Below are 21,207 nucleotides of genomic sequence, written 5' to 3'. Positions count from 1 at the left end.
TACTTTTCGAAGAAATGAAAATTAAGCCCTACATTCACAATCAATCTTCCTTGGCCTACTCGGTAGGGGAGACTTTAGACAGATTTATTAAAAAGAAGCAAGACGACTTCACATATGCCTCAGGCGAGTTGTCGCAACTTCTGAGAGATATTGCATTAGCTACAAAGATAGTAAATAGAGAGACGAATCGTGCTGGACTTTCAAATATTGGAGGAGCATTTGGTCAAACTAATGTGCAAGGTGAAGAACAGCAAAAGCTTGACGTGATAGCTAACATTCGGTTTACGAGAGCATTGACCAAAGGAGGTGAAGTATGTGCTGTGGTGTCCGAAGAAGATGATGAAGTCATCGATCTACAAAATAGCTCAGGCAAATATGTAGTAGCTATTGATCCCCTGGATGGCTCTTCAAACATTGATGTCAATATATCTATAGGGACAATTTTCTCAATCTACAGGAGGGTTACCCCAATTGGTAGTCCAATTCAATTGGAAGATATCATGCAGCCTGGAAACAAGCAGGTTGCTGCAGGCTATGTTCTTTATGGATCATCCACTATGTTGGTATATACAACTGGATGTGGTGTAAATGGATTTACATATGAGCAATCCCTTGGGGAGTTTTTTCTATCACATCCTGATATGATTGGCCCAGAAGATGGAAAGGTTTATAGCATCAACGAAGGCGGATACAATCAGTTTGACCAAGGATTAAAAAATTACCTTAAAGTTTGTAAAGAAAGGGAATACAGTGCCAGATATATAGGTAGTCTTGTAGCTGATTTTCATCGGAACCTTTTAAAAGGTGGAATTTATATTTATCCATCAAACAACAAAAATCCGCAAGGAAAACTTAGATTATTGTATGAGGCAAATGCTCTGGCGTTTATTGCTGAGCAGGCGGGCTCATTAGCTACAGATGGAGTGAACAGAATATTGGATATCCAACCTACTTCTCTTCATCAGAGGACTCCATTATATATAGGTTCAAAAGTGATGGTAGAAGAAGCTATGAGCTTTTTGGCAAAAGAAAAATTGACTTCTAAGTTATAATTGAGAATACTTTCTTCTGATTTCAATTTTCTTCATTTGCCGTTTTATGATCGCTTCGGCAAGTTCTTCAGCCATTTGTTCTGGATTTGATTCATTAAGGATTTGCTTTAGTTTATGTTCATCTAAGTCTATTCTATAGCAAATTTGTAGCAACCTTTCAAAATCTCTATTTAGCATTTGTCGTAGGATTGGAGTTAACAATTCAAAAAGCTGATCCTCAAGTTCAACTTGCTCTCTGGTTTGTAGATTAAAATCTTTATCAATCAATTGAAAAGTTTCTTGTATAAATCCTTTGTCCATAAATGTATATTTTAGAAATAAAAAACTCGCTTCAAAAATAACTGAAGCGAGTTTTTTTTGTATAAAAGAGGTTTTGAATAGAAGTGCGGAGCATCATTCTACTCAATGGAAATTATGATTCTTTTTCTTCAGATTCTTCGATAGTCTCCTCCTCGTTTTTCTCCTCGAGTACTTCTGGAGCATAATTTCTTATGATTTTATACCAACTTATCAATTTTTTGATGTCGGATGGATATACCTTATCTTCATCAAATTCAGGAAGTACATGCTTCAAAAATGCTTTTAATTCATCAGCATCTGCAGTACTATCCAATCCAAGGTCACCTTTGAATTCACTTTCGATTTTGATCATGATGTCTTCAAGGGCTGTAGCTCCCTCTTCAGTCATGGTATATATTGAGATTTCGCTCAAAACGGAAACTCTTTGATTGGCACCAACTACCAATTTCCCTTTCTTTTCGTCCATAGATTCCAAAATCACACCACTTCTCGTAGGTTTAAGGATCTTATAAAGGCCTGCTTTGCCTGATACTGTTGCTATTTCGTTAAATTTCATGATGTCTTTTTGTAAATAAGGTTGCAAATATAGAACATAGCTTCAAAAGCCCAAGTTTAGTTTTCTTGGTTATTGTATTCTTCCACCTGTTCTTCTATAAAATTCACTACTTCAGCTTTTCCATCACCAGATTCTGCAGAAGTTACAAAATATAATGGGGCTTCTTCAAAGATTGCTTTGGAAGCTTTCAGGAATTTAGCTACTGTAGATTGAGTTTTAGGTCTAGATTGTTTATCAGCTTTTGTAAAAAGTAGGACAATGGGAATGTTGCTTTCTCCACACCATGTAATAAATTCAAGGTCGATTTTTTGTGGTTCCAGTCTGCTGTCTATTAAAACAAACAATGCAACTAGATTATCTCTATTCACCAAGTAATCCTTGATCATTCCTTCCCAGTCTGCTTTGAGACTTTTGCTTACTTTGGCAAAGCCATAGCCGGGAAGATCGACCATGTACCATTTGTTGTCAACACCAAAGTGGTTGATCAGTTGTGTCTTACCTGGTCTTCCGGAAGTTTTTGCTAGATTCTTATTATTGGCTAACATATTGATCAACGAGCTTTTGCCTACATTGGACCTGCCTATGAATGCAAACTCAGCCTTATCGGGAGGTGGACATTTGGTATGGTCTGTGTTGCTTATTAAAAAGGTTGCGTTTTTGATCATATCTTATGTATTTTGTACAAAGGTAATTCTTTCCTGACAATTTTTTTGTTTTGTCCATGATACTTCCTTTTTGCCTATACTCTCAGCATTAATTCTAAATAAGTTTAGGGATTAATGTTCAACAATTTTCGATTGCTCAGGTTTACTTAGTAATATTGCAGGACCATTTAAAAAAAGTACATGTCAGTAGTACCATACAAAGAGAAAGACTCAGGAAAAAAAGAGCAAGTGGCAGAGATGTTCAACAACATCAGTAAGAAGTATGATTTTCTGAATCACTTACTAAGCTTGGGTATCGATATCGTTTGGAGGAAGAAAGCTATCAAGATGCTTCGTGCCGATCAGCCAAAGTTGATTTTGGATATCGCTACAGGCACTGGTGATTTTGCCATCGAAGCGTTGGCACTCAATCCTGATAAAATTATTGGAGTGGATATATCTGCTGGTATGCTTGAAGAAGGCAAAAAGAAGATGAAAAAGCGAAAGCTTGATCATATCATTGACATGCAGATGGGAGATTCCGAAAAGTTACTTTTTGAAGATAATAAATTTGATGCGGTCATCGTTTCTTTTGGTGTCAGAAACTTTGAGAATCTTGAAAAAGGTTTGGCAGATATGTATAGGGTTTTGAGGCCTGGAGGAAAAACAGTAATTGTAGAATTTTCTAAGCCAAAAAGATTCCCAATGAAGCAAGGATACAATTTTTATTTCAAATATATCCTGCCTCAAATAGGCAAACTTGTATCCAAGGACAATTCAGCTTACACTTATTTGCCTGAATCTGTACAAGCTTTCCCTGATGGAGTAGATTTTCTAAACGTATTGGAAAATGTTGGTTTTAAAAACACAAAATGCAGACCTTTGACTTTCGGTATAAGCTCGATTTATATAGGAGAAAAATAATTCTTACGGCATTTATTTTCTCCTTCAGTATCATATCTGTATTTTCACAGGCTCGTTTTGGAGAGATAAGTAAAGCTGGCCAAGATGATAAGTTGCTTTCTTATGGTTTTTTTCTCAGTGGACACAATAACTATTGGCGTCTCAAATACTCAGAAGATTTTCTTACTGACAGATTAGAGACGAATTTAAAAAGTATTGTTCCCGTATATACACAAGGCTTTTCTCTAGGTTTTTTGGCAAATTTTAGACTTCACGATCAGTTGAACCTGATATTTACCCCAAAAGTTGGGTTCTATGAATTCCGCACCGAAATAAATGCACTTTATGATATCGATCCTTCTCTTATTCAAGTTGGTCCCGATTCTAACCTTCAAATTTTAGATTCCTACACTGTAATCAATGAAGCTACTATGGTGGAGTTCCCTCTTCTATTTAAGTATAAGGCTCAAAGATTTAATAATTCAAGAATGTTTTTCACCGCTGGAGGATCTGCTATGTTCAGAACCAAAAATCAAGAAGAAGCAGATATTGAGGAAATAGCAACATTAGGTAGAGATTTTACAATAGATATGGGCGTTGGTTTTGATATGTATTTCAAATACTTTAAGTTTTCTCCGGAAGTGAGATTTTCCCATGGTATGTTGGATATGTATAGAGAAGAGGCCACAAATCCCTTTTATGCTAATCAAATCCAGTCATTACGACGAAAAAGTATTACTCTTTACTTGAATTTTCAATAGTGGATGATTAGCAGTTCTAATATTCATTTAGTTGGTTTTTGCTTTTGTTTTTTTAATATAATTGGCTTTACTTTAAGTCTATGCAAATTCTAATTCACATTTTTCTTGCAGTTTTATGGATAATTATCAGCACTTCAAAATTTAAAATCCACCCTTTAATAGCGCTGATAGTGGCTTCCATCTGGGTAGGATTAGCCTCAGGAATGGACTTTCTCCTGTCTTTGGATGAGTTTGGGAAAGGATTTGGAGGATTGATAGGCCAAGTAGGGTTAATTATAGTCTTGGGAAGTGTGTTTGGGGTATTACTTGAAAAGAGCAATGCTGCAGTTGTCATTGCGCATTCACTTTGGAATAGTGTAGGGAAGAAATTCCCCTCTCTAAGCACAAGTTTCATGGGTTCAGTAGTTGGGGTTCCTGTTTTTTGTGATTCAGGATTTATTTTATTGAATCCTATCGGAAAGAGTTTGGCAAAAGCTTCAGAATTGTCTCCACTGACATTTAGCTTGTCCTTAGCTGGAGGATTGTATATGTCTCATATTTTGATTCCACCCACTCCAGGCCCTTTGGCTGTCTCTGGAATCTTTGAGATGGAGCAAAACCTTGGGTTGGTTCTTTTGGTTGGTTTGGCAATAGCAATACCTGTCATTCTGGTCACTGCTTGGTGGGCCGGTAAATTCAAGAAAAAATTCCCGGAATCATATCAAGAGGATTTTGAGCCTCAAGAACAAAATCTGAAAGTAAAAGTATCTGTTTTTTGGTCAGTTATGGTTATTGCTATTCCATTGATAATGATTACAATTGGGAACTTGACAGTTTTTTTTCCAAATGAATTAGTGAGATCTTTTTTTCTTATTTGTGGTAACCCATTAGTTGCTATTGGAGCAGGGCTTTTGGTTGGTTTTATGACATTAAAACAGCCTATTTCTGGATCCAACTTGTTTTCAATTTCATTTACGGAAGGAATTAAGATTGCTGGGCCTATTTTGGTTTTGACAGGTGCAGGTGCTGGTTTTGGTGCGATTTTGAAGCTGTTAAATTTAAATCTGATTTTTCAAGAGTTCAACTTCAATTCTGATTCAGGAGTTGTATGGTTATTGGGTTGCTTTGGGCTGGCAGCATTTCTCAAAACAGCACAAGGATCTAGCACTTCTGCCATGATTATCGCAGCTTCTATCGCGTTGAGTGTTATCCCTTCAGGGATGTTGGAAAATCAAGTTTATACAGCTCTTTGTATTTCAGCAATAGGCGCTGGTGCGATGACAGTTTCGCACGCCAATGACAGTTATTTTTGGATTGTAAAAGAATTTACAGGTTTGACAGTCAAGGAAGCTTTATTAAGCTATACGGTGCTTACAGCTTTGATGGGAATTACTGCTTTATTGACTGTTCTGATTTTTTATTGGATATTGTAACTTTGAATTTGTTAGTACATTTAAATTTATTGAGAGCTATGAAGCGTTTAGTTTTAAATATTCTTTTGTTTTTTGCGATTATCGTGCACATTTCCGCTTGCTCGGAATCGGGAATTACTCCGCCACCCTCGCCAAATGAAGATAGAAATCCCTATTCTTTGGGGAAAATAGGAAGTCAAGAAGACAGTAAAGTAGTTTCAGAGACAGGCGTAGTGCTGATGGGAGGGAGTACGGATGTGGATCAGGCATTCCGTTGGATGATAGAAAAGTCAGGTGGAGGTGATTTTGTAGTAATTCGAGTGACAGGAGGATCTGCTTACAATTCATACATCAATAGCTTGGGTAATGTGAATTCTGTGGAGACACTTAGAATCGATTCCAGAAATGCAGCCAATGATGAAAGAGTGTTTGAGACTTTGAAAAATGCGGAGGCAGTCTTTATTGCCGGTGGTGATCAGTCTAACTATTTGAGATTTTGGGAAGATACGAAAGTGGAAGAAGCACTTCAATATCTGATTCATGAAAAAAAGATCCCGATAGGAGGTACAAGTGCAGGCTGTGCGATCATGGGAGAGTTTGTGTATACTGGAGAAAATGGCAGTATCATCAGTGCTGAAGCATTGGCAAATCCATTTGATGAAAGACTTACTGTGAGAAAATCAAGTTTGATCAATCATCCATTATTGAAAAACACCATCACAGATCAGCATTTTTCCGAACGTAGCAGAGAAGGCAGGTTGGTGGCATTCATGGCTAGGCTTAAATCTCAAGTCGGAGAAAATCAAAGTGTAAGAGCAATTGCAGTAGATGAAAGGACGGCAGTTTTGATTGATAAAGATGGTGGGTTAACCATCGCTGGGGAGAATCAAGCTATATTTTTGGAGGAAAATGATATAATGGCTTCTCCCGAAATTTTGACTTCGGGTTCTCCATTGACTTGGTATTTGGAAGGGCAAGCATTGAGAGTGTTTAATGGAAAGTCCTCTGATGGTCTTTTAGGTATAAATTTGCAAGAATGGAATTTTGGTTGGTTGGGTTTCTGGGCTACCAAAGAGGGAATGCTAAATGTAATCCTTGATTAAGAGTCCTCAGATTTCCTTTTCTCTTTGATGATTTCCAACACATCTTCCTGACGAATCCATCCTCTGCTTAAAGCATCTTTTGCAGCAACGATGGTGTCAGAAACCAGCAATAGCTCAACTCCCAATGCTCTTATTTCTGAGGTTATTTGTTTGATTTTATCTTGCGTATTTTCGGCTACATCCCTGATATAGATCATCTTTACCCTTCCTGGAAAATCTTTGATGACTTGTAGATAGATCTCTGCATCATGTTGTCCCGAATCACCAATTAAAATAAATGGAATATCAGGCATTAGTCTAAAAATCTTCTCTACTTGAGTGAGCTTGTGGTCAAAGTGGCTTCCCGAAATGAACTGTTCACGAGATAGCCCAAGATCCCGAAGCATCAAAGGACCTTTTGGTATTTGATGAATATCCATAAGCTCCAAAAGAAAATCGTAAAGATTCCATGGACTACTCGAAACATAGAACATAGGGTTGTTTTCCTTACCATCAGTACCTTTTTCCAGTGCTTGATAAAAAGCGGAAACTCCCTCAAATGGAATCCTCGAATGCGCATTGCCAAAGAATGTAGTCTTTAGCATTTCCCATATCCGTGTAGCACCAGTCGGAACGATGGTGTCATCAATATCTGAAATTACGCCGTACTCGACCAGTTTGGTGGGGATAAATACCAGAGCAGTGGATTGGACTATTCCTTGGTTTGGAATTATTTTATCGAGCAATTCAAGTTTTACTTTTTGCCAAGAGTTGTCAGTTTTGGGAAATGAATGGTTTTTGATTTCAAATTCAAAATACCCTTCATCATCTGTGGTTGCTAGCCATTCTTGCCCATCGAGTGTTGCCTTTATAGTGACATTTGGAATTTCCCAAGTCATGAATCGCTTGTACATTTTACGAAAATTCCTGAATCGACTATCTTCGATCGTTGAAAAACCAATGCCACGATCACGCAAAACCCTACCGACTAAAAAAACTTCATTTTCATTGCCAAAACCTTTGTAAGGCATGATCATAATGGATTTTACAAGGCCAAGTTTGATTCCAAGTCTAAGTTTAAATTTGGAAAAAGTAAGCTTGAAATTATATAGTATTGGAAGAATTCGTTTTTTGATAAAGCTTTCGATTTAGATTTCGGTTAAAATTATAAAATAATAGACATTTAATCTAATGTTAAGATTTTGAGATTACTGGCTTTAGGCAAAACTAATTTTCTTACCTTTGCGCCATGGACGGCAGGACAAAACAAGATATCAGAAAATTGACACTTTCTCAATTAGAGGAGTTTTTTGTCAGCAAGGGGGATAAAAAGTTTCGTGCCAAGCAGGTTTATGAGTGGCTATGGCACAAATCCCTCAAGAATTTTGATGAAATGACTAACATTTCCAAGGAAACTAGGGAGATGTTGAAGGAGCATTTTGCTATCAACCATATTTTGGTCGATTTGATGCAGCATTCATCCGATGGTACGATCAAAAATGCCGTGAAGCTTTACGATAATAAAATTGTGGAATCTGTCCTTATTCCTACCTCCAAAAGAATTACTGCTTGTGTTTCTTCTCAGGTAGGCTGCAGCTTGGATTGTAATTTTTGTGCAACAGCTAGGCTGAAAAGGATGCGGAATCTTAACCCAGACGAGATTTATGATCAAGTAGTGGCTATCAAAGATGAGGCTGAGGCTTATTTTGACCGACCACTTACCAATATCGTTTTTATGGGAATGGGAGAGCCATTGTTGAATTACAACAATGTGATAGAAGCAATAGATAAGATTACCTCGCCAGAAGGTCTTGGAATGGCACCACGAAGAATTACACTTTCTACTGTCGGCATTCCAAAAATGATCAAAAAAATGGCTGATGATGGTGTAAGATTCAATCTTGCAATATCTCTTCATTCAGCTATCAATGAGACAAGAAGTAGGTTGATGCCAATCAACAATGTAAATCCAATCGAAGATCTTGCTGAATCTTTGAAATATTGGTATGAAAAAACCAAACGAAAAGTTACCTATGAATATGTAATCTGGGAAGGGATCAATGATGATGAAAAGCATGCGAGGGCACTAGCTAAATTTTGTAAAATCATCCCGTCCAAAGTAAACATTATTCAATACAACCCAATCGATGAAGGGGAGTTTAGACAAGCTTCAAAAGAAGCTGTAGAAATGTATGTGAGAATACTCGAAAACCAAGGGATCATAGCAAAAGTCAGAAAATCAAGAGGTCAAGATATAGATGCTGCTTGTGGTCAGCTGGCAAACAAAAATGAGGTTGGGGAATTGGAAGGTTGAATTTGATTTTAAAAATCTTTCTATCAATATTTTCACTTATTATACGTTCATTTGAACAGCATTGCTCACTTTTAAATTCAGTTACTCACTGATAATCAATATCTATGAATAACTTTTTCGCTATGGGGGATCTGATATCAATCAAAATCGGATCTAAGCGATATCAGTTTTTTCTATTGTTAATTGCAAAGTTCCGTATATCCATGTTATATAAAATTCATGTTTTGTTTTCTCTGAACTAAATCATTCAAATAAATCATAATTTTTCTTAAAAAGATTTGGTTGCTTAAGTCACTGTGCCTAATATTGGTCAACTAACTAGATAATATTTTAAGAATGAAAAAAGTTTTACGCACTCAATTACCACTGTTTTTGATATTTATTGTAAGTTTTTCTTTTTGGTCATTTCAGAAAAACGACCCATTGACTCAGAAGATACTAGATTATTTTAGCAATCTACAATCAGAGTTTCCTGTAGAAAAAGTTCATTTACACTTAGACAAAAAAGCATATACATTAGGTGAAGATATATGGTTTAGTGCATATGTCACAGCAGGAGGAGTACAAGTGCCGAGTCCTCTGAGTAAGACTTTATATGTTGATCTTTTTGACGGAGAAGGGAAGTTGGTAATGCAGAAGAAGGTGTTCATTGAAGATGGATTTGGCAATGGTGATTTTAAGCTCCCTGATTTTGGCAACGAAGGGGTTTATAGTATCAAGGCATATACAGCTTGGATGGAGAATTTCGGTGCAGAGTATTTTTATCACCAAAACATTGAAATCTACGATGGTTCAAATGCTGTGTTTTTCCCCAGTTTGACTTTTGAGGAAAAAATTGTTTCTGGCGAGCAGGTCAAATATTCGGTCAAGCTTGATGTTTTGGATTTGAAAGAAAATCCATTGGCAGGAGAGACGATTTTGATGAAAGTATTTGCAGAAGGTGAGCAGCTCTCGGAAAAGGAAGTGATATTAAATGCTCAAGGCCAAGTTTCATACTCCTTTAATTTGCCATTTAGGCCATTTTCTTCTCAATGGGTCGAGCTTGCATATTTAGAAAATGGGGAATATGAGGTGAGCAAAAAAATCAAGATACCTTACGTGTTTCAACTAGCAGACATTCAGTTTTTTCCTGAGGGTGGGCATTTGGTTAGTGGATATAAAAGTAATATAGCTTTTAAGGGTATATATCCTGATGGCAGTCCTGTGGATATTGAAGGTGAAGTAATTGGCCTTGCTGAGCCGACTAAATTCAAATCTTTTTTTGGAGGAATGGGCTTGTTTGAACTTACTCCTGAATCAGGGGTGAATTATCAGGTTAAGGTCTTCGATCAGGAGCCAAACGATTCTAAAACCATAGATCTTCCCAAAGTGGAGGATAAAGGATTGGTTGTCACAGTCATCAACAAACTAGAATTGGCTTACATTACTGTTTTCGTACAAGGTAATTATCAAGATGAAGGTTTGACAATAGTGAGTCATACGAGAGGAATGATAAATTACATGGTCAATGGGGAATTAACTAATGGGATTTGGGGTGTTAGAATACCCAAAGGGAATATTTTGTCGGGGATCAATCATATCACGATTTTGAATGAATCAGGTATTCCTCTTTTAGAAAGGTTGGTTTTTCATGATGCTGATAATACAACGATCGACTTAGGGATTACTAAAAAGCCAACATTATCTAATAAATCTCTTGTGGAACTCGAGGTGATTTCGATGATGGAAAATGTGCCCATGTCAGGAGAGTTTTCTGTGAGCATTACAGATTTGGATCAAGTTTCTTCAAATCAAGACTTGGATAATACCATAATTTCAAATTTACTTCTTACTTCAGATCTAAAAGGGTCAGTATATCAACCTAGCTATTATTTCAAAGACAAAAAAGAAGAGACGCTTCAAGCGCTTGATTTGGTAATGATGACAAATGGATGGAGGCGATTGCATTGGCAAGACGTTGTTTCTGAGAAATTCCCAAAGGCGGATAGATTAATTGAGAGGGGTATCTCGATTGAGGGTGTTGTCAAAGAAAAAACCAAATCCAAGAAGGGTTTAAGAGGCGGGGAAGTAACAGCGATGATTGGTGATGGAGAAGAGATTATCTCTACTCCATTTACTGAAAACGGAAAGTTTTTACTCCCTAACATTGAATTCTTTGAAGATAAAGAAATGACAATCACTGCAAAAGATGAACGCGTGAGGGAGTATGTAGATATCGAAATATTGCAACAAGATAAGTATTTTGACAAGATTGAGGCTAAGGCATTTTCGAAACTTAATGCTCCAAAAAACCTTCTAGAGTCCTTTGCGGCTAGACAGATGATGAATCGCTTGTTTGAAGAGGAAATGATGATTGAATTGGAAGGAGTCGAAATCGAAGCGAAGACCATGGAAGAGGAGACTCTTGAACAGCGAAGGACATACGGTCAAGGTGATGTAGTCATCAAGCCAGATAATATTTTAGGTTCTGATGCATTTACCAATATTTTCCAAATGATTCAAGGTCGTGTTGCAGGTGTTCAAGTGTCAATATCAGGCACTTCTGCGACAGTGCTGATAAGGGGTGTAGGTACAATCAATGCAGGTACCGAACCATTGTTTTTGTTGGATAACATGCCAGTAGATGCAAGTATATTGATGCAAGTAAATCCTCGTGATGTTGCGGCAATAGATGTGTTTAAGGATCCGGCTAGTACTTCAATTTTCGGTTCGCAAGGATCAAATGGAGCCATTGCTGTCTATACCAAAACGGGTGACGGTATACTTGGTGTATCAGTAGGGAATCTTGTTTCTAAGGTGTCGGGGTATTCAGTGGCCAAAGAATTCTATCATCCAAACTATGAAACTAAAACAGTCGAAAATTCTATTTCCGATAAAAGATCAACGATATATTGGAATCCAAGATTTTCGATTGGAGAATCAGGCAAGGCTGAAATAAAATACTACAACTCTGATGTCGCAACAAAACACCTAGTAGTCATTGAAGGAATGGACAAACAGGGAAGATTGGCTAGATTTGAAACTATTTTATAGTAAATTATTCAAGCATCATATTTTGCATCCTCGATAAAGCCTTGTAATTTCCCAGTTGAAATTGGTTTTATTGAGGATGTAAATTTTATTTTGATGAAAAAACTATTAATTGTATTGAGCTTTTCTTTTTTTGCAGCAGGTCTTTTTGCTCAAGAACAAGGTGAAGTGAGACTGATGGCAGGTGGGGACTATAGACTTACCATCAAGGAAGTTGGGACTTTTGTTGGTGCTGAATACTTCTTTGCTGATAAGTTTTCTTTTGCTCCGACTTTTACTGTTTGGTTTCCACAAGTTGGAAACTCCTTTAATCTTAATGCTGATTTGAAATATTACTTGACTGAAGGCGTATCTCAAGTCTATATTTTGGCGGGTTATAGTAATTATTGGATCAACTTACAGCCCGGCAACCCTGGTGTAAATCAAACTAGGGCTGGTGCAAATTTTGGTGCCGGAGCATTTATAAAAGCTTCCGAACAATTCGGGTTTATTACTGAGTTCAAAATGCAAAGCCAAAACACACGATGGCCTGTATTGAGGGTAGGAGCGGTTTTGAGATTGAATTAATACACTAAAATGTTAACCTCTGCTATTTTGTTTTGCAAAAATCACCAATTCAATATAGCAGAGGCCTTAAATTATTTTTTACTAAACTCAAAAAGTTTTCTCTTTTCTTCTTTGCTAAGTGCCTCGTACCCTTTTTCAGCAATTTTATCTAAAATTTCATCTATTTCCTCTTGGGTAGCGTCCGATTTATATGAATATTTGGCAGTAGATGGGTTGGAATCATAGCGACTCTTGGTCTCCTCTTTTGGCGTATAAGATTTTTTTCGATAAGTAACTTTGATTTTTCTTTTTGATGAAAAAACCGATTTAAAAAACTCCCAAATGGATTGTAATGGTTTTCCCCAATCTGATCCATTTCTTAATTGGGTAATGTACAAGAATCCCATCGCTGCTCCTCCCAAATGAGCAAGCTCTCCTCCTGCATTACTCCCAGCAGAATTTGCAAAAGCAATAACTACATAAAAGATGGCGATATATTTTATTTTTACATCTCCGAGTAGGAGTAGTCTGAACGTTGTGTTTGGTGAAAGTGTGGCAGCACCTACTACGATGGCATATACTCCAGCACTAGCACCTAGCATCTTGGATGCGGAGACCACATCGGTAAACAAAGGAGAGATATTATACATCAATACATAAAACCCCGCTCCTGCCAATCCCCCTAGAATATAGAGACTAGCTAATTTTTTACTGCCGAGGTATTCGTTTACTAGTATGCCAAACCAATACAAAAATAGCATATTGAATACGATATGAAAGATCCCCTCATGTAAAAACATGTAAGTGAAAATAGACCAAGGTTGTGTGATAAATACTGCAAGATCTGCTGGCATCATCAAATAACCCAAAAGAGTCTTGTATAGACCAGAAGCTCCTGAAAAACTCAAGACAATCCTAAGTACCAAAATCCCAGCAAAGGCTAATAAGTTGATAGCAATAAGTTTATAAAGACTATTGTTGTTATGCTTGAATGCATTTCTTAAGTTATCCCAAAATCCTCCGTACATAGTCTTACTTATTTAATAAAAATCTGTTCTGTTTTTCTTCCAATAATATACTAAACCTGCCCCAATAATCAGGCCACTCAAATGTGCAAAATGCGCTACATTATCAGTAGGGTTATTGATGATCACATTATATATGGTATATAAACCATAAAATAGGATCAAGTATTTGGCTTTCACCGGCATAGGAGGAAACAATAAAAGTAGCTCTGTGTTTGGGAAAAACATAGCAAATGCGATCAAAATCCCAAAAAGCGCCCCAGAAGCACCCACCATCGGTATATTTATTTGAATGTCACGTATTCCCATGAAATTCTCTTTTGCTCTTTGAATCAATTCTTTATTTTCTGGATTTCTACTGTATTCATCCACAAAATCAAATACACCTGGCTTGAAAAGATGCCTGTTATCTTTTACAAAATCATTGAATTTATCAGGACTTGGGTTGTCATAGAATGCAGCAATTGTATTATCAAGTTGATTAATTCTGTATGCATTGTATCCCGAATAGAGCAATCCACTGCCAATTCCACATACCATCCACAAGATCAGGATTTTTTTTGGTCCCAAATATTGCTCAAGCAAGGGTCCAAATACAAATAATCCAAACATGTTGCTGAATAAATGCCAACCATTGGCATGCATAAACATGTATGTCACAAACTGAGTCGGCATAAAGCGACTGCTTTGGATAAAATACAATGCAAATATGGAGTCCAATTGAGGAATCATGTAGCTAGCCACTACAAACATTGCTACATTGAACAGCAAGAGGGTTTTAACAACTGGTGTTAAGTTTCTAAACATAGTTTACCGATTAAAAAAAGCGTGTATTTTATTTAAATCAAGTTTTACAAAGGTTTTGTTCCCACCAAGCCCATAATTTGGGTTTTGGCATGCAAATAACTGCCCAACCAAGGTTTCCATTTCAGTGGTGTCAAGCCTTGTCCCTTTTTTTGTGGCAGATTTTTTGGCTAACGATCGTGCCAAATTCTCTCTATTGTCGATGGACAGCTCGGATTTAAAATGTTTAAACTGCTCCAACAATCCCTCAAACAAAGCTTTTTCATTTGTCACCTGAATGTCAGCAGGAACTCCCTGTATCAAGACAGTTTCTTTACCAAATTCCACAACCACAAAACCCAAGCTGTTCAATTCGTCCTTTATATCCATTACCAACGCAAAATCAGCTTGACTTAGTTGGATATGTTGAGGAAACAAACATTGCTGTGAAAGACCAGCAGCATTGTTCAGTTGCTTTAAATATCGTTCGTACAGGATCCTTTCATGTGTCGCCTGTTGATCTAATATCAAAAGTCCAGAAGACATCTGGGCGATGATATAGCTCAGTTCTACTTGAAATGTAGCACCAGTATTTTCCTGCTCGACTGGGAAAATCGAATCGCTTTTGCCTGAATCGTTTGCCTTGGAGGAAAATGTAAGAAAATCTTTAGAGTCGTCCAAAGCTGATTTTTGTTCAAAATCTTTTTGGATGACTTTTTCCCCACCTTCAAACAGTCTTTCCCAACCTGAAACATCTTGCTTTTTGAAACTTGGCGTTTGAAAATTCTTGTAGCTATTCTCGCTGCTTACCTTGTCGGGCTTATAGGAGTTTTCTTGAGCTACTTCTGATTTTCTTGTTTCATCATTTCTCCAATTTTCTGTAAAATTGACATCCATGTTGAAATCCAAGGTTGGTACCACATTATGTGCTCCCAAAGCCTGTTTTACCGCAGATCGAATTACCGCATACACGGTTCTTTCATCATCGAATTTTATCTCTGTTTTTGTGGGATGTACATTGATATCGATGTGTGAAGGATCTATTTCCAAGAAAAGCACATAAAAGGGCTGCATTTCTGACGGCATTAATCCATCATAAGCATTTGCTACCGCATGGTGCAAATAATTACTTTTGATATATCTATTGTTGACAAAGAAGTATTGTTCTCCCCTTGTCTTTTTTGCATTTTCAGGTTTGCCAACATAGCCTTTCACATTGAGATGGGGCGTCTCTTCTTGGCAAGTGACAAGTTGACCTTGATAGTTTTTTCCAAAAACCCCTACAATTCTCTGACTCAATTTGCCTGGTGCCAAATTGAATAGCTCCATGTCATTTTGCATAAAGCTAAAACCAATTTCAGGATAGGACAAGGCAACTCGTTGAAACTCATCTACGAGGTGTTTCATCTCTACCGAATTGGATTTCAAAAAGTTTCTTCGGGCAGGGACATTGAAAAAGAGGTTTTTCACTGCTATAGAAGTGCCTTGTGGACAGGAGATTGGTTCTTGCTTTTTGAATTCTGAACCTTCAATCTGAATCAATGTGCCCAGCTCCTCGTCCTGTTGACGGGTTTTCATTTCCACCTGTGCCACAGCTGCGATGGAAGCCATCGCTTCACCTCTAAAACCAAAAGTACGAATTGCAAAAAGATCCTCAGAGCTTCTGATTTTGGAAGTTGCGTGTCTCTCGAAACACATGCGGGCATCAGTGAGCGTCATCCCTTTTCCATTGTCGATGACTTGCATAAGCGCCTTTCCGGCATCTTTGATAACCACTTGAACTTGAGTTGCTCCTGCATCTACTGCATTTTCAAGCATTTCTTTCAGCGCAGAGGCTGGTCGCTGAACCACTTCCCCTGCAGCAATCTGATTGGCAATCGCATCGGGAAGTAGCTGAATAATATCGTTCATTGTTTGATTTTTCCTTTCAATCTGAAATATGCCCAAAGCAAAACAGACCCTCCTCCGACATACATCAATATTTCGGTCATATCATCTCCCAAATAATAATACCCAAAGACAATACCAACCAACAAAACAAAAATTATTGTCCTAATTAGACCTGCTGATTGAAGTGGAGAGGTCTTTCTTTTACTGATAGGGCCACCTTGCGTGAATGCCCCTCTTATTGTTGAACCATAATCTTGCATAAATTCCTCTGACATTTCTCCATCAGATTTTATGACTCCTTCTGCTTGAAGGTTTCTTTTGATCCTCTCTGTTCTTTGTTCGATTTCTTCTCGCACAGGATCATAATATCTAGGCTTTATCTCAAAGCCCATAGGCTTGGCTGTTCTAAAGATCGAAGGGAATTTCATATTTGATTAGATTCTTTTGTATTATTTCACGTTGTAACTAAACATACGGAATTTTATCAGTTTTGATATAAAGCCAGCATCAATTTAATGTATGTTTGCAAAATTGATTGTATATTCCATACAAAGTTATTTTAAATATTAAGCAATAAAAATTTAACATCAGGATGAGGGTAAAAGTTTGGAGCGCACTTTTGGTAATTGCCATGATTTTTCAGGCAGATGGAGTTTTGGGTTGGGATTTTCCAAGCCTCTTTAGCAATGAGGAAGTAAATTCGGTGGATTCAAAGGGCACAGGCAAAGATTCTGTAGCTACATTTAAAGAAAGAAAAGATCCTTTGAAGGCCAAAGATTACAGGAAGCAAATGGCATGGGTGGACTCTGTTTTCAACAGCCAATCCTTCGAACAAAGGCTTGGACAGCTCTTTATGGTAGCCGCATATTCCAATCGTGATGCTAAACATAGAGATGAAATCGCCAAACTTATAAAAGAACAAAATCTTGGAGGATTGATTTTCTTTCAGGGAGGGCCAGTGAGGCAAGCGAATCTTACAAATTATTACCAATCGATAGCTGAAACTCCACTCTTCATAGCTATGGATGCTGAATGGGGAATCAATATGAGGCTTGACTCTGTAATCACTTTTCCAAAAGCCATGACTCTTGGAGCGTTGCCTGATGAGAAACTGATCTATGATATGGGAAAAGAAATTGCCCGTCAGTTCAAAGAATTGGGGATGCATATAAATTTTGCACCAGTCGTAGATGTGAATTCCAATCCTGATAATCCTGTGATCGGCTATAGGGCCTTTGGTGAAGAAAAGAAAATGGTAGCCAAAAAGTCTATGGCTTATATGAAAGGACTTCAGGATTATGGTGTGTTAGCAAATGCCAAGCACTTCCCAGGACATGGAGATACTGAATCAGACTCACATTATTCATTGCCTGTCATCAGGCATTCTGAAAATAGAATCAAAGATATAGACCTCTACCCTTATCGTGAGTTGATTGATGAGGACCTGATGAGTGTGATGGTGGCCCACTTGCATATCCCTAGTTTGGATAGCGAGAAAAACAAAGCGACGACACTTTCTAAATATGTGGTGACAGATTTGTTGAAAAATCAAATGAACTTCAGTGGTCTGATATTCACAGATGCACTGAATATGAAAGGAGTCAGTAGCTATTATAAGCCTGGAGAAGTGGATGTTTTGGCATTGTTGGCAGGGAATGATATTTTGCTTTATTCTCAAGATGTACCAAAGGCCAAAGAATTGATCATGCAAGCCATAGCCGATGGTAAAATCAGCAGAGAAGATGTAGATGAGCGGGTAGTCAAAGTCTTGAAAGCAAAATATTGGGCTGGGCTCAATAAGGTGAAAGAAATAGATACTAAAAACCTGATAAATCGGCTGAACAAAAATGAAACGGAATTGCTTGTAGAAAACCTTTATGCCAATTCAATTACGGTTACGACCAACAAGAACGAGTTTTTGCCTTTAAGGAATTTGGATTTGTTGAATATTGCCTCTTTGACGATTGGTGGAGATGGGGTTGTATTTCAAGAGAAAATAGATAAATACGCCAAGGCCGATCATTTCACTATGGGCAAAGGTGCCAATAGCGTAGTGCTTGCAGATATGAAATCCAAATTGAAAGATCACAACACTGTGATTGTAGGTTTGATGGGTATGACAAACAGTCCATCAAGAGGTTTTGGTGTAAACAGTTCAGATATCAATTTTATCAAAGAGCTAAGCAAAGAAAAATCCGTTATTGTTGTCCTTTTTGGAAATGCGTATGCATCCAAAAACTTAATTGGTCTTCCTCACAATATTTTGACTTTCGAAAACAATGAATATACCCAAAGTTTGGTGCCAGAGATAATTTTTGGTGGAAGGGATGCGAGAGGAATGATGCCTGTATCGGTTAGTGATCAAATTGCATTGGGAAGTGGAGGATATCTTGAAGGTTTGGGGAGGTTGTCTTACAGTCGCCCCGAAAATCAAGGCATGAGCAGTGTGATTCTTTCTGACATCGATAAAATAATGGAAGCTGGCATCAGTAGAAGAGCCATGCCGGGAGGAGTTGTGCTAGTGGCAAAAAACGGGCAAGTAGTTTTTGAGAAGTCTTATGGGCATTATGATTATAGTAAGACCAAGCCTGTAAATACAAAGACTGTTTATGATTTGGCATCGATTACCAAAGTTTTGGCAACAACCCAAGCAGTGATGTTTTTGGCAAGTAGAGATATTATCGATATGAATCAGCCGATTTCAACTTATTTGCCAGAATTAAAAGGGACAAACAAAGCTGATTTGATTTTGAAAGATATCATGGCCCATGAAGCTGGACTTGTTGCATTTATCCCGTATTACGCCAAAACTGTCGCGGCGGGTGCTTGGAAAAGTGAGTATTACAGAGATACGCAAAGTGAGGAATTTAATGTACCCGTTTCAAATAGCATGTATGGTAGAGAGAGTCTAAGAGATAGTATTTGGAACTGGACAATCAAATCTGATCTAAGGAAACTGGAGCCAAACAAAAGAAAGCATAGTTATGTATATTCAGATCTGACCATGTACTTGATGCAAGCAGTAGTGGAAAGAGTGATGAATCAGCCAATGGATGAGTTTTTGGAGCAAAATTTTTATGCCCCATTGGGGATAAATACCCTGACATTTAATCCAACAAAAAAAATAGATGTCAATTTGATAGCTCCAACTGAAGATGACATTGCCTTCCGAAAGAGAATTGTGCATGGATATGTCCATGATCCGGGAGCTGCCATGTATGGAGGAGTAGCAGGGCATGCAGGGTTATTTGGAACTGCCAATGATTTGGCGATCATGATGCAACTGATGCTAAATGGGGGTAAGTATGGAGGAGTAAGTTTGTTGGATGAAAAAACAATCAAGGAATTTACCAAACGACAATCTACCCAGAGCAGGAGAGGTTGGGGATGGGACAAGCCAGACCCTGAGAGAGGGAAAGGTGGAAGTGCAGGGGTTTTGGCTCCAAAATCGACATTTGGACATACAGGCTTCACTGGAACAGCCGTCTGGGCTGATCCAGAAAATGATCTGATTTATGTGTTTTTGTCCAACAGAGTCAATCCTAGTGCGAATAATAATATTTTGCTAAAAGAAGGGATTAGGACTGAAATTCATGATGTTATATACAAGTCGATGAGACAGGATTATAATTTGTCGATAAGAGGTGGTGAATAAAATTTGAAAAATTGAACAAACTGGACTACTTGTCGTGTTATGATACTATTGATTTCCATTTTATAATAATTTGATATGAAAATAGGCATTGTCTGTTATCCTACTTTTGGAGGAAGCGGAGTAGTTGCGACTGAACTTGGTAAAGCACTGGCAAGGGAAGGTCACCAAATACATTTTATTACTTACAGACAGCCTACAAGACTAGATTTTTTTAGCGCTAATCTATTTTATCATGAAGTGGATATTAAAAGTTATCCGCTGTTTGAGCATGCTCCTTATGAACTGGCATTGGCAAGTAAAATGGTCAATGTAGTGAAGTATGAGCAATTAGATCTGCTGCACGTTCATTATGCAATACCTCATGCTTCTGCGGCCTACATGGCCAAGCAGATTTTGAAAGAGGAGGGTGTCAATATTCCCGTAGTGACTACTCTGCATGGAACAGATATCACGCTGGTAGGGAAAGACCCTAGTTATGAGCCAGTAGTGACTTTCAGTATCAATCAATCAGATGGTGTCACTGCCGTGTCTGAAGATTTGAGGAAGGCTACTTATGACCTTTTTCCGGTCAAAAGAGAAATCAAGGTCATTCCAAATTTTATTGATCTGGAAAGATTCAAAAAGCAGAAGAAAGAACACTTCAAATTGGCGATCTGTCCTAATGGCGAAAAGCTAATTGTCCATACATCCAACTTCAGAAAAGTAAAAAGAGTAGAAGACGTGATTCGTGTTTTTTACGAAGTTCGCAAAATTATACCTGTCAAATTACTCTTGGTGGGCGATGGCCCTGAACGTGATAAAATGGAGCGATTGTGTCGTGAGCTTGGCACTTGCGATGACGTTAGGTTCCTAGGGAAGTTAGAGGCTGTTGAAGAGGTGCTATCGGTAGCAGATTTATTTATGATGCCATCTGAAAAGGAAAGTTTTGGATTAGCAGCATTGGAGGCAATGGCCTGCGAAGTCCCTATTCTTTCTTCAGACGCTGGGGGAATTCCAGAACTGAATATAGATGGAGAGACAGGTTTTGTATGTAAAATAGGGGATGTCACTACAATGACCGCTCGCGCACTACACATTTTGAAAGATGAAAATCTCCAAGGCTTCAAGGACAGAGCTTTGCAAAGAGCCAAAGAGTTTGATGTGGTAAATATTCTCCCTTTGTACGTATCTTTTTACAACCAAACCATAGGAAAGTCTAAAGACTTGATAATGAAAATCTAAGATATATTTCCCAACAATTTAGATTTTTATTCGTTTATTAAGCCATTAGCTTTA

General features: G+C 37.8%; 18 protein-coding genes. 10 read left to right on the top strand and 8 right to left on the bottom strand.

What is annotated here, in order from left to right:
• Positions 1-14 precede the first annotated feature (14 nt).
• Positions 15-1,052, top strand: a complete 1,038-nt coding sequence (fbp, locus tag MM213_RS08100; protein ID WP_241411212.1) for a class 1 fructose-bisphosphatase — start codon at positions 15-17, stop codon at positions 1,050-1,052.
• On the opposite strand, the gene MM213_RS08095 is transcribed toward fbp, so the two are convergent.
• The 3 genes from MM213_RS08095 to yihA all read right to left on the bottom strand — a co-directional run bounded on the left by MM213_RS08095 (position 1,047) and on the right by yihA (position 2,573).
• Positions 1,047-1,352: a hypothetical protein gene (locus MM213_RS08095; protein WP_241411210.1), complete on the bottom strand. Its 306-nt coding sequence runs from the start codon at positions 1,350-1,352 to the stop codon at positions 1,047-1,049. The genes fbp and MM213_RS08095 overlap by 6 nt on opposite strands.
• Positions 1,353-1,464: 112 nt before the next feature.
• Positions 1,465-1,908 carry a DUF5606 family protein gene (locus tag MM213_RS08090; RefSeq protein ID WP_241411208.1) on the bottom strand — a complete coding sequence of 148 codons (444 nt, stop codon included), beginning with the start codon at positions 1,906-1,908 and terminating at the stop codon, positions 1,465-1,467.
• 56 nt (positions 1,909-1,964) lie between these two features.
• Positions 1,965-2,573, bottom strand: coding sequence for a ribosome biogenesis GTP-binding protein YihA/YsxC (gene yihA, locus MM213_RS08085; RefSeq protein ID WP_241411206.1), 609 nt, complete (start codon positions 2,571-2,573; stop codon positions 1,965-1,967).
• A gap of 180 nt (positions 2,574-2,753) precedes the next feature.
• Between yihA and ubiE the strand changes: the two genes are divergently transcribed.
• The 4 genes from ubiE to MM213_RS08065 all read left to right on the top strand — a co-directional run bounded on the left by ubiE (position 2,754) and on the right by MM213_RS08065 (position 6,710).
• A complete protein-coding gene (gene ubiE, locus MM213_RS08080) occupies positions 2,754-3,476 on the top strand; it encodes a bifunctional demethylmenaquinone methyltransferase/2-methoxy-6-polyprenyl-1,4-benzoquinol methylase UbiE (RefSeq protein WP_241411204.1) in 723 nt (240 codons plus the stop codon).
• Positions 3,425-4,216, top strand: a complete 792-nt coding sequence (gene porT, locus MM213_RS08075; protein ID WP_241411202.1) for a type IX secretion/gliding motility protein PorT/SprT — start codon at positions 3,425-3,427, stop codon at positions 4,214-4,216. The genes ubiE and porT overlap by 52 nt, the downstream gene beginning before the upstream one ends.
• Before the next feature lie 80 nt (positions 4,217-4,296).
• Positions 4,297-5,628 carry a GntP family permease gene (locus tag MM213_RS08070; RefSeq protein ID WP_241411200.1) on the top strand — a complete coding sequence of 444 codons (1,332 nt, stop codon included), beginning with the start codon at positions 4,297-4,299 and terminating at the stop codon, positions 5,626-5,628.
• A gap of 38 nt (positions 5,629-5,666) precedes the next feature.
• The gene (locus MM213_RS08065) at positions 5,667-6,710 is read left to right on the top strand and encodes a cyanophycinase (protein ID WP_241411198.1); all 1,044 of its coding nucleotides are present in this window, start codon (positions 5,667-5,669) and stop codon (positions 6,708-6,710) included.
• Here MM213_RS08065 and MM213_RS08060 read toward each other — a convergent pair.
• Positions 6,707-7,720: an App1 family protein phosphatidate phosphatase gene (locus MM213_RS08060; protein ID WP_241411197.1), complete on the bottom strand. Its 1,014-nt coding sequence runs from the start codon at positions 7,718-7,720 to the stop codon at positions 6,707-6,709. The two genes, MM213_RS08065 and MM213_RS08060, sit on opposite strands and share 4 nt — an antisense overlap.
• Before the next feature lie 218 nt (positions 7,721-7,938).
• Between MM213_RS08060 and rlmN the strand changes: the two genes are divergently transcribed.
• From rlmN to MM213_RS08045, 3 genes are all read left to right on the top strand, one after another.
• The gene (rlmN, locus tag MM213_RS08055) at positions 7,939-9,003 is read left to right on the top strand and encodes a dual-specificity RNA methyltransferase RlmN (RefSeq protein ID WP_241411194.1); all 1,065 of its coding nucleotides are present in this window, start codon (positions 7,939-7,941) and stop codon (positions 9,001-9,003) included.
• Between the two features lie 336 nt (positions 9,004-9,339).
• Positions 9,340-12,036, top strand: a complete 2,697-nt coding sequence (locus tag MM213_RS08050) for a TonB-dependent receptor (RefSeq protein ID WP_241411192.1) — start codon at positions 9,340-9,342, stop codon at positions 12,034-12,036.
• Positions 12,037-12,129: 93 nt separating this feature from the next.
• A complete protein-coding gene (locus tag MM213_RS08045) occupies positions 12,130-12,600 on the top strand; it encodes a hypothetical protein (protein ID WP_241411190.1) in 471 nt (156 codons plus the stop codon).
• A 71-nt stretch (positions 12,601-12,671) separates the two neighbouring features.
• Here MM213_RS08045 and MM213_RS08040 read toward each other — a convergent pair whose 3' ends face one another.
• From MM213_RS08040 to MM213_RS08025, 4 genes are read right to left on the bottom strand one after another with little or no spacing between them, the layout of a single operon-like run.
• Positions 12,672-13,607: a rhomboid family intramembrane serine protease gene (locus MM213_RS08040; protein WP_241411189.1), complete on the bottom strand. Its 936-nt coding sequence runs from the start codon at positions 13,605-13,607 to the stop codon at positions 12,672-12,674.
• A gap of 12 nt (positions 13,608-13,619) precedes the next feature.
• Positions 13,620-14,411 carry a rhomboid family intramembrane serine protease gene (locus tag MM213_RS08035; RefSeq protein WP_241411187.1) on the bottom strand — a complete coding sequence of 264 codons (792 nt, stop codon included), beginning with the start codon at positions 14,409-14,411 and terminating at the stop codon, positions 13,620-13,622.
• 3 nt (positions 14,412-14,414) lie between these two features.
• Entirely contained in the window at positions 14,415-16,298 is a 1,884-nt protein-coding gene (mutL, locus tag MM213_RS08030) for a DNA mismatch repair endonuclease MutL (protein WP_241411185.1), read from the bottom strand.
• Positions 16,295-16,705, bottom strand: coding sequence for a hypothetical protein (locus tag MM213_RS08025; protein WP_241411183.1), 411 nt, complete (start codon positions 16,703-16,705; stop codon positions 16,295-16,297). Before MM213_RS08025 ends, mutL begins: the two co-directional genes overlap by 4 nt.
• A 164-nt stretch (positions 16,706-16,869) precedes the next feature.
• Between MM213_RS08025 and MM213_RS08020 the strand changes: the two genes are divergently transcribed.
• Entirely contained in the window at positions 16,870-19,932 is a 3,063-nt protein-coding gene (locus tag MM213_RS08020; protein ID WP_241411181.1) for a serine hydrolase domain-containing protein, read from the top strand.
• Between the two features lie 75 nt (positions 19,933-20,007).
• The gene (gene bshA / locus MM213_RS08015) at positions 20,008-21,153 is read left to right on the top strand and encodes an N-acetyl-alpha-D-glucosaminyl L-malate synthase BshA (protein ID WP_241411179.1); all 1,146 of its coding nucleotides are present in this window, start codon (positions 20,008-20,010) and stop codon (positions 21,151-21,153) included.
• Positions 21,154-21,207 lie beyond the last annotated feature (54 nt).

It is taken from the genome of Belliella alkalica (genome assembly GCF_022549785.1).
In the GTDB taxonomy this organism is placed as follows: Bacteria; Bacteroidota; Bacteroidia; order Cytophagales; family Cyclobacteriaceae; genus Belliella; species Belliella alkalica.
This window is presented reverse-complemented; position numbering and strand designations above follow the sequence as displayed.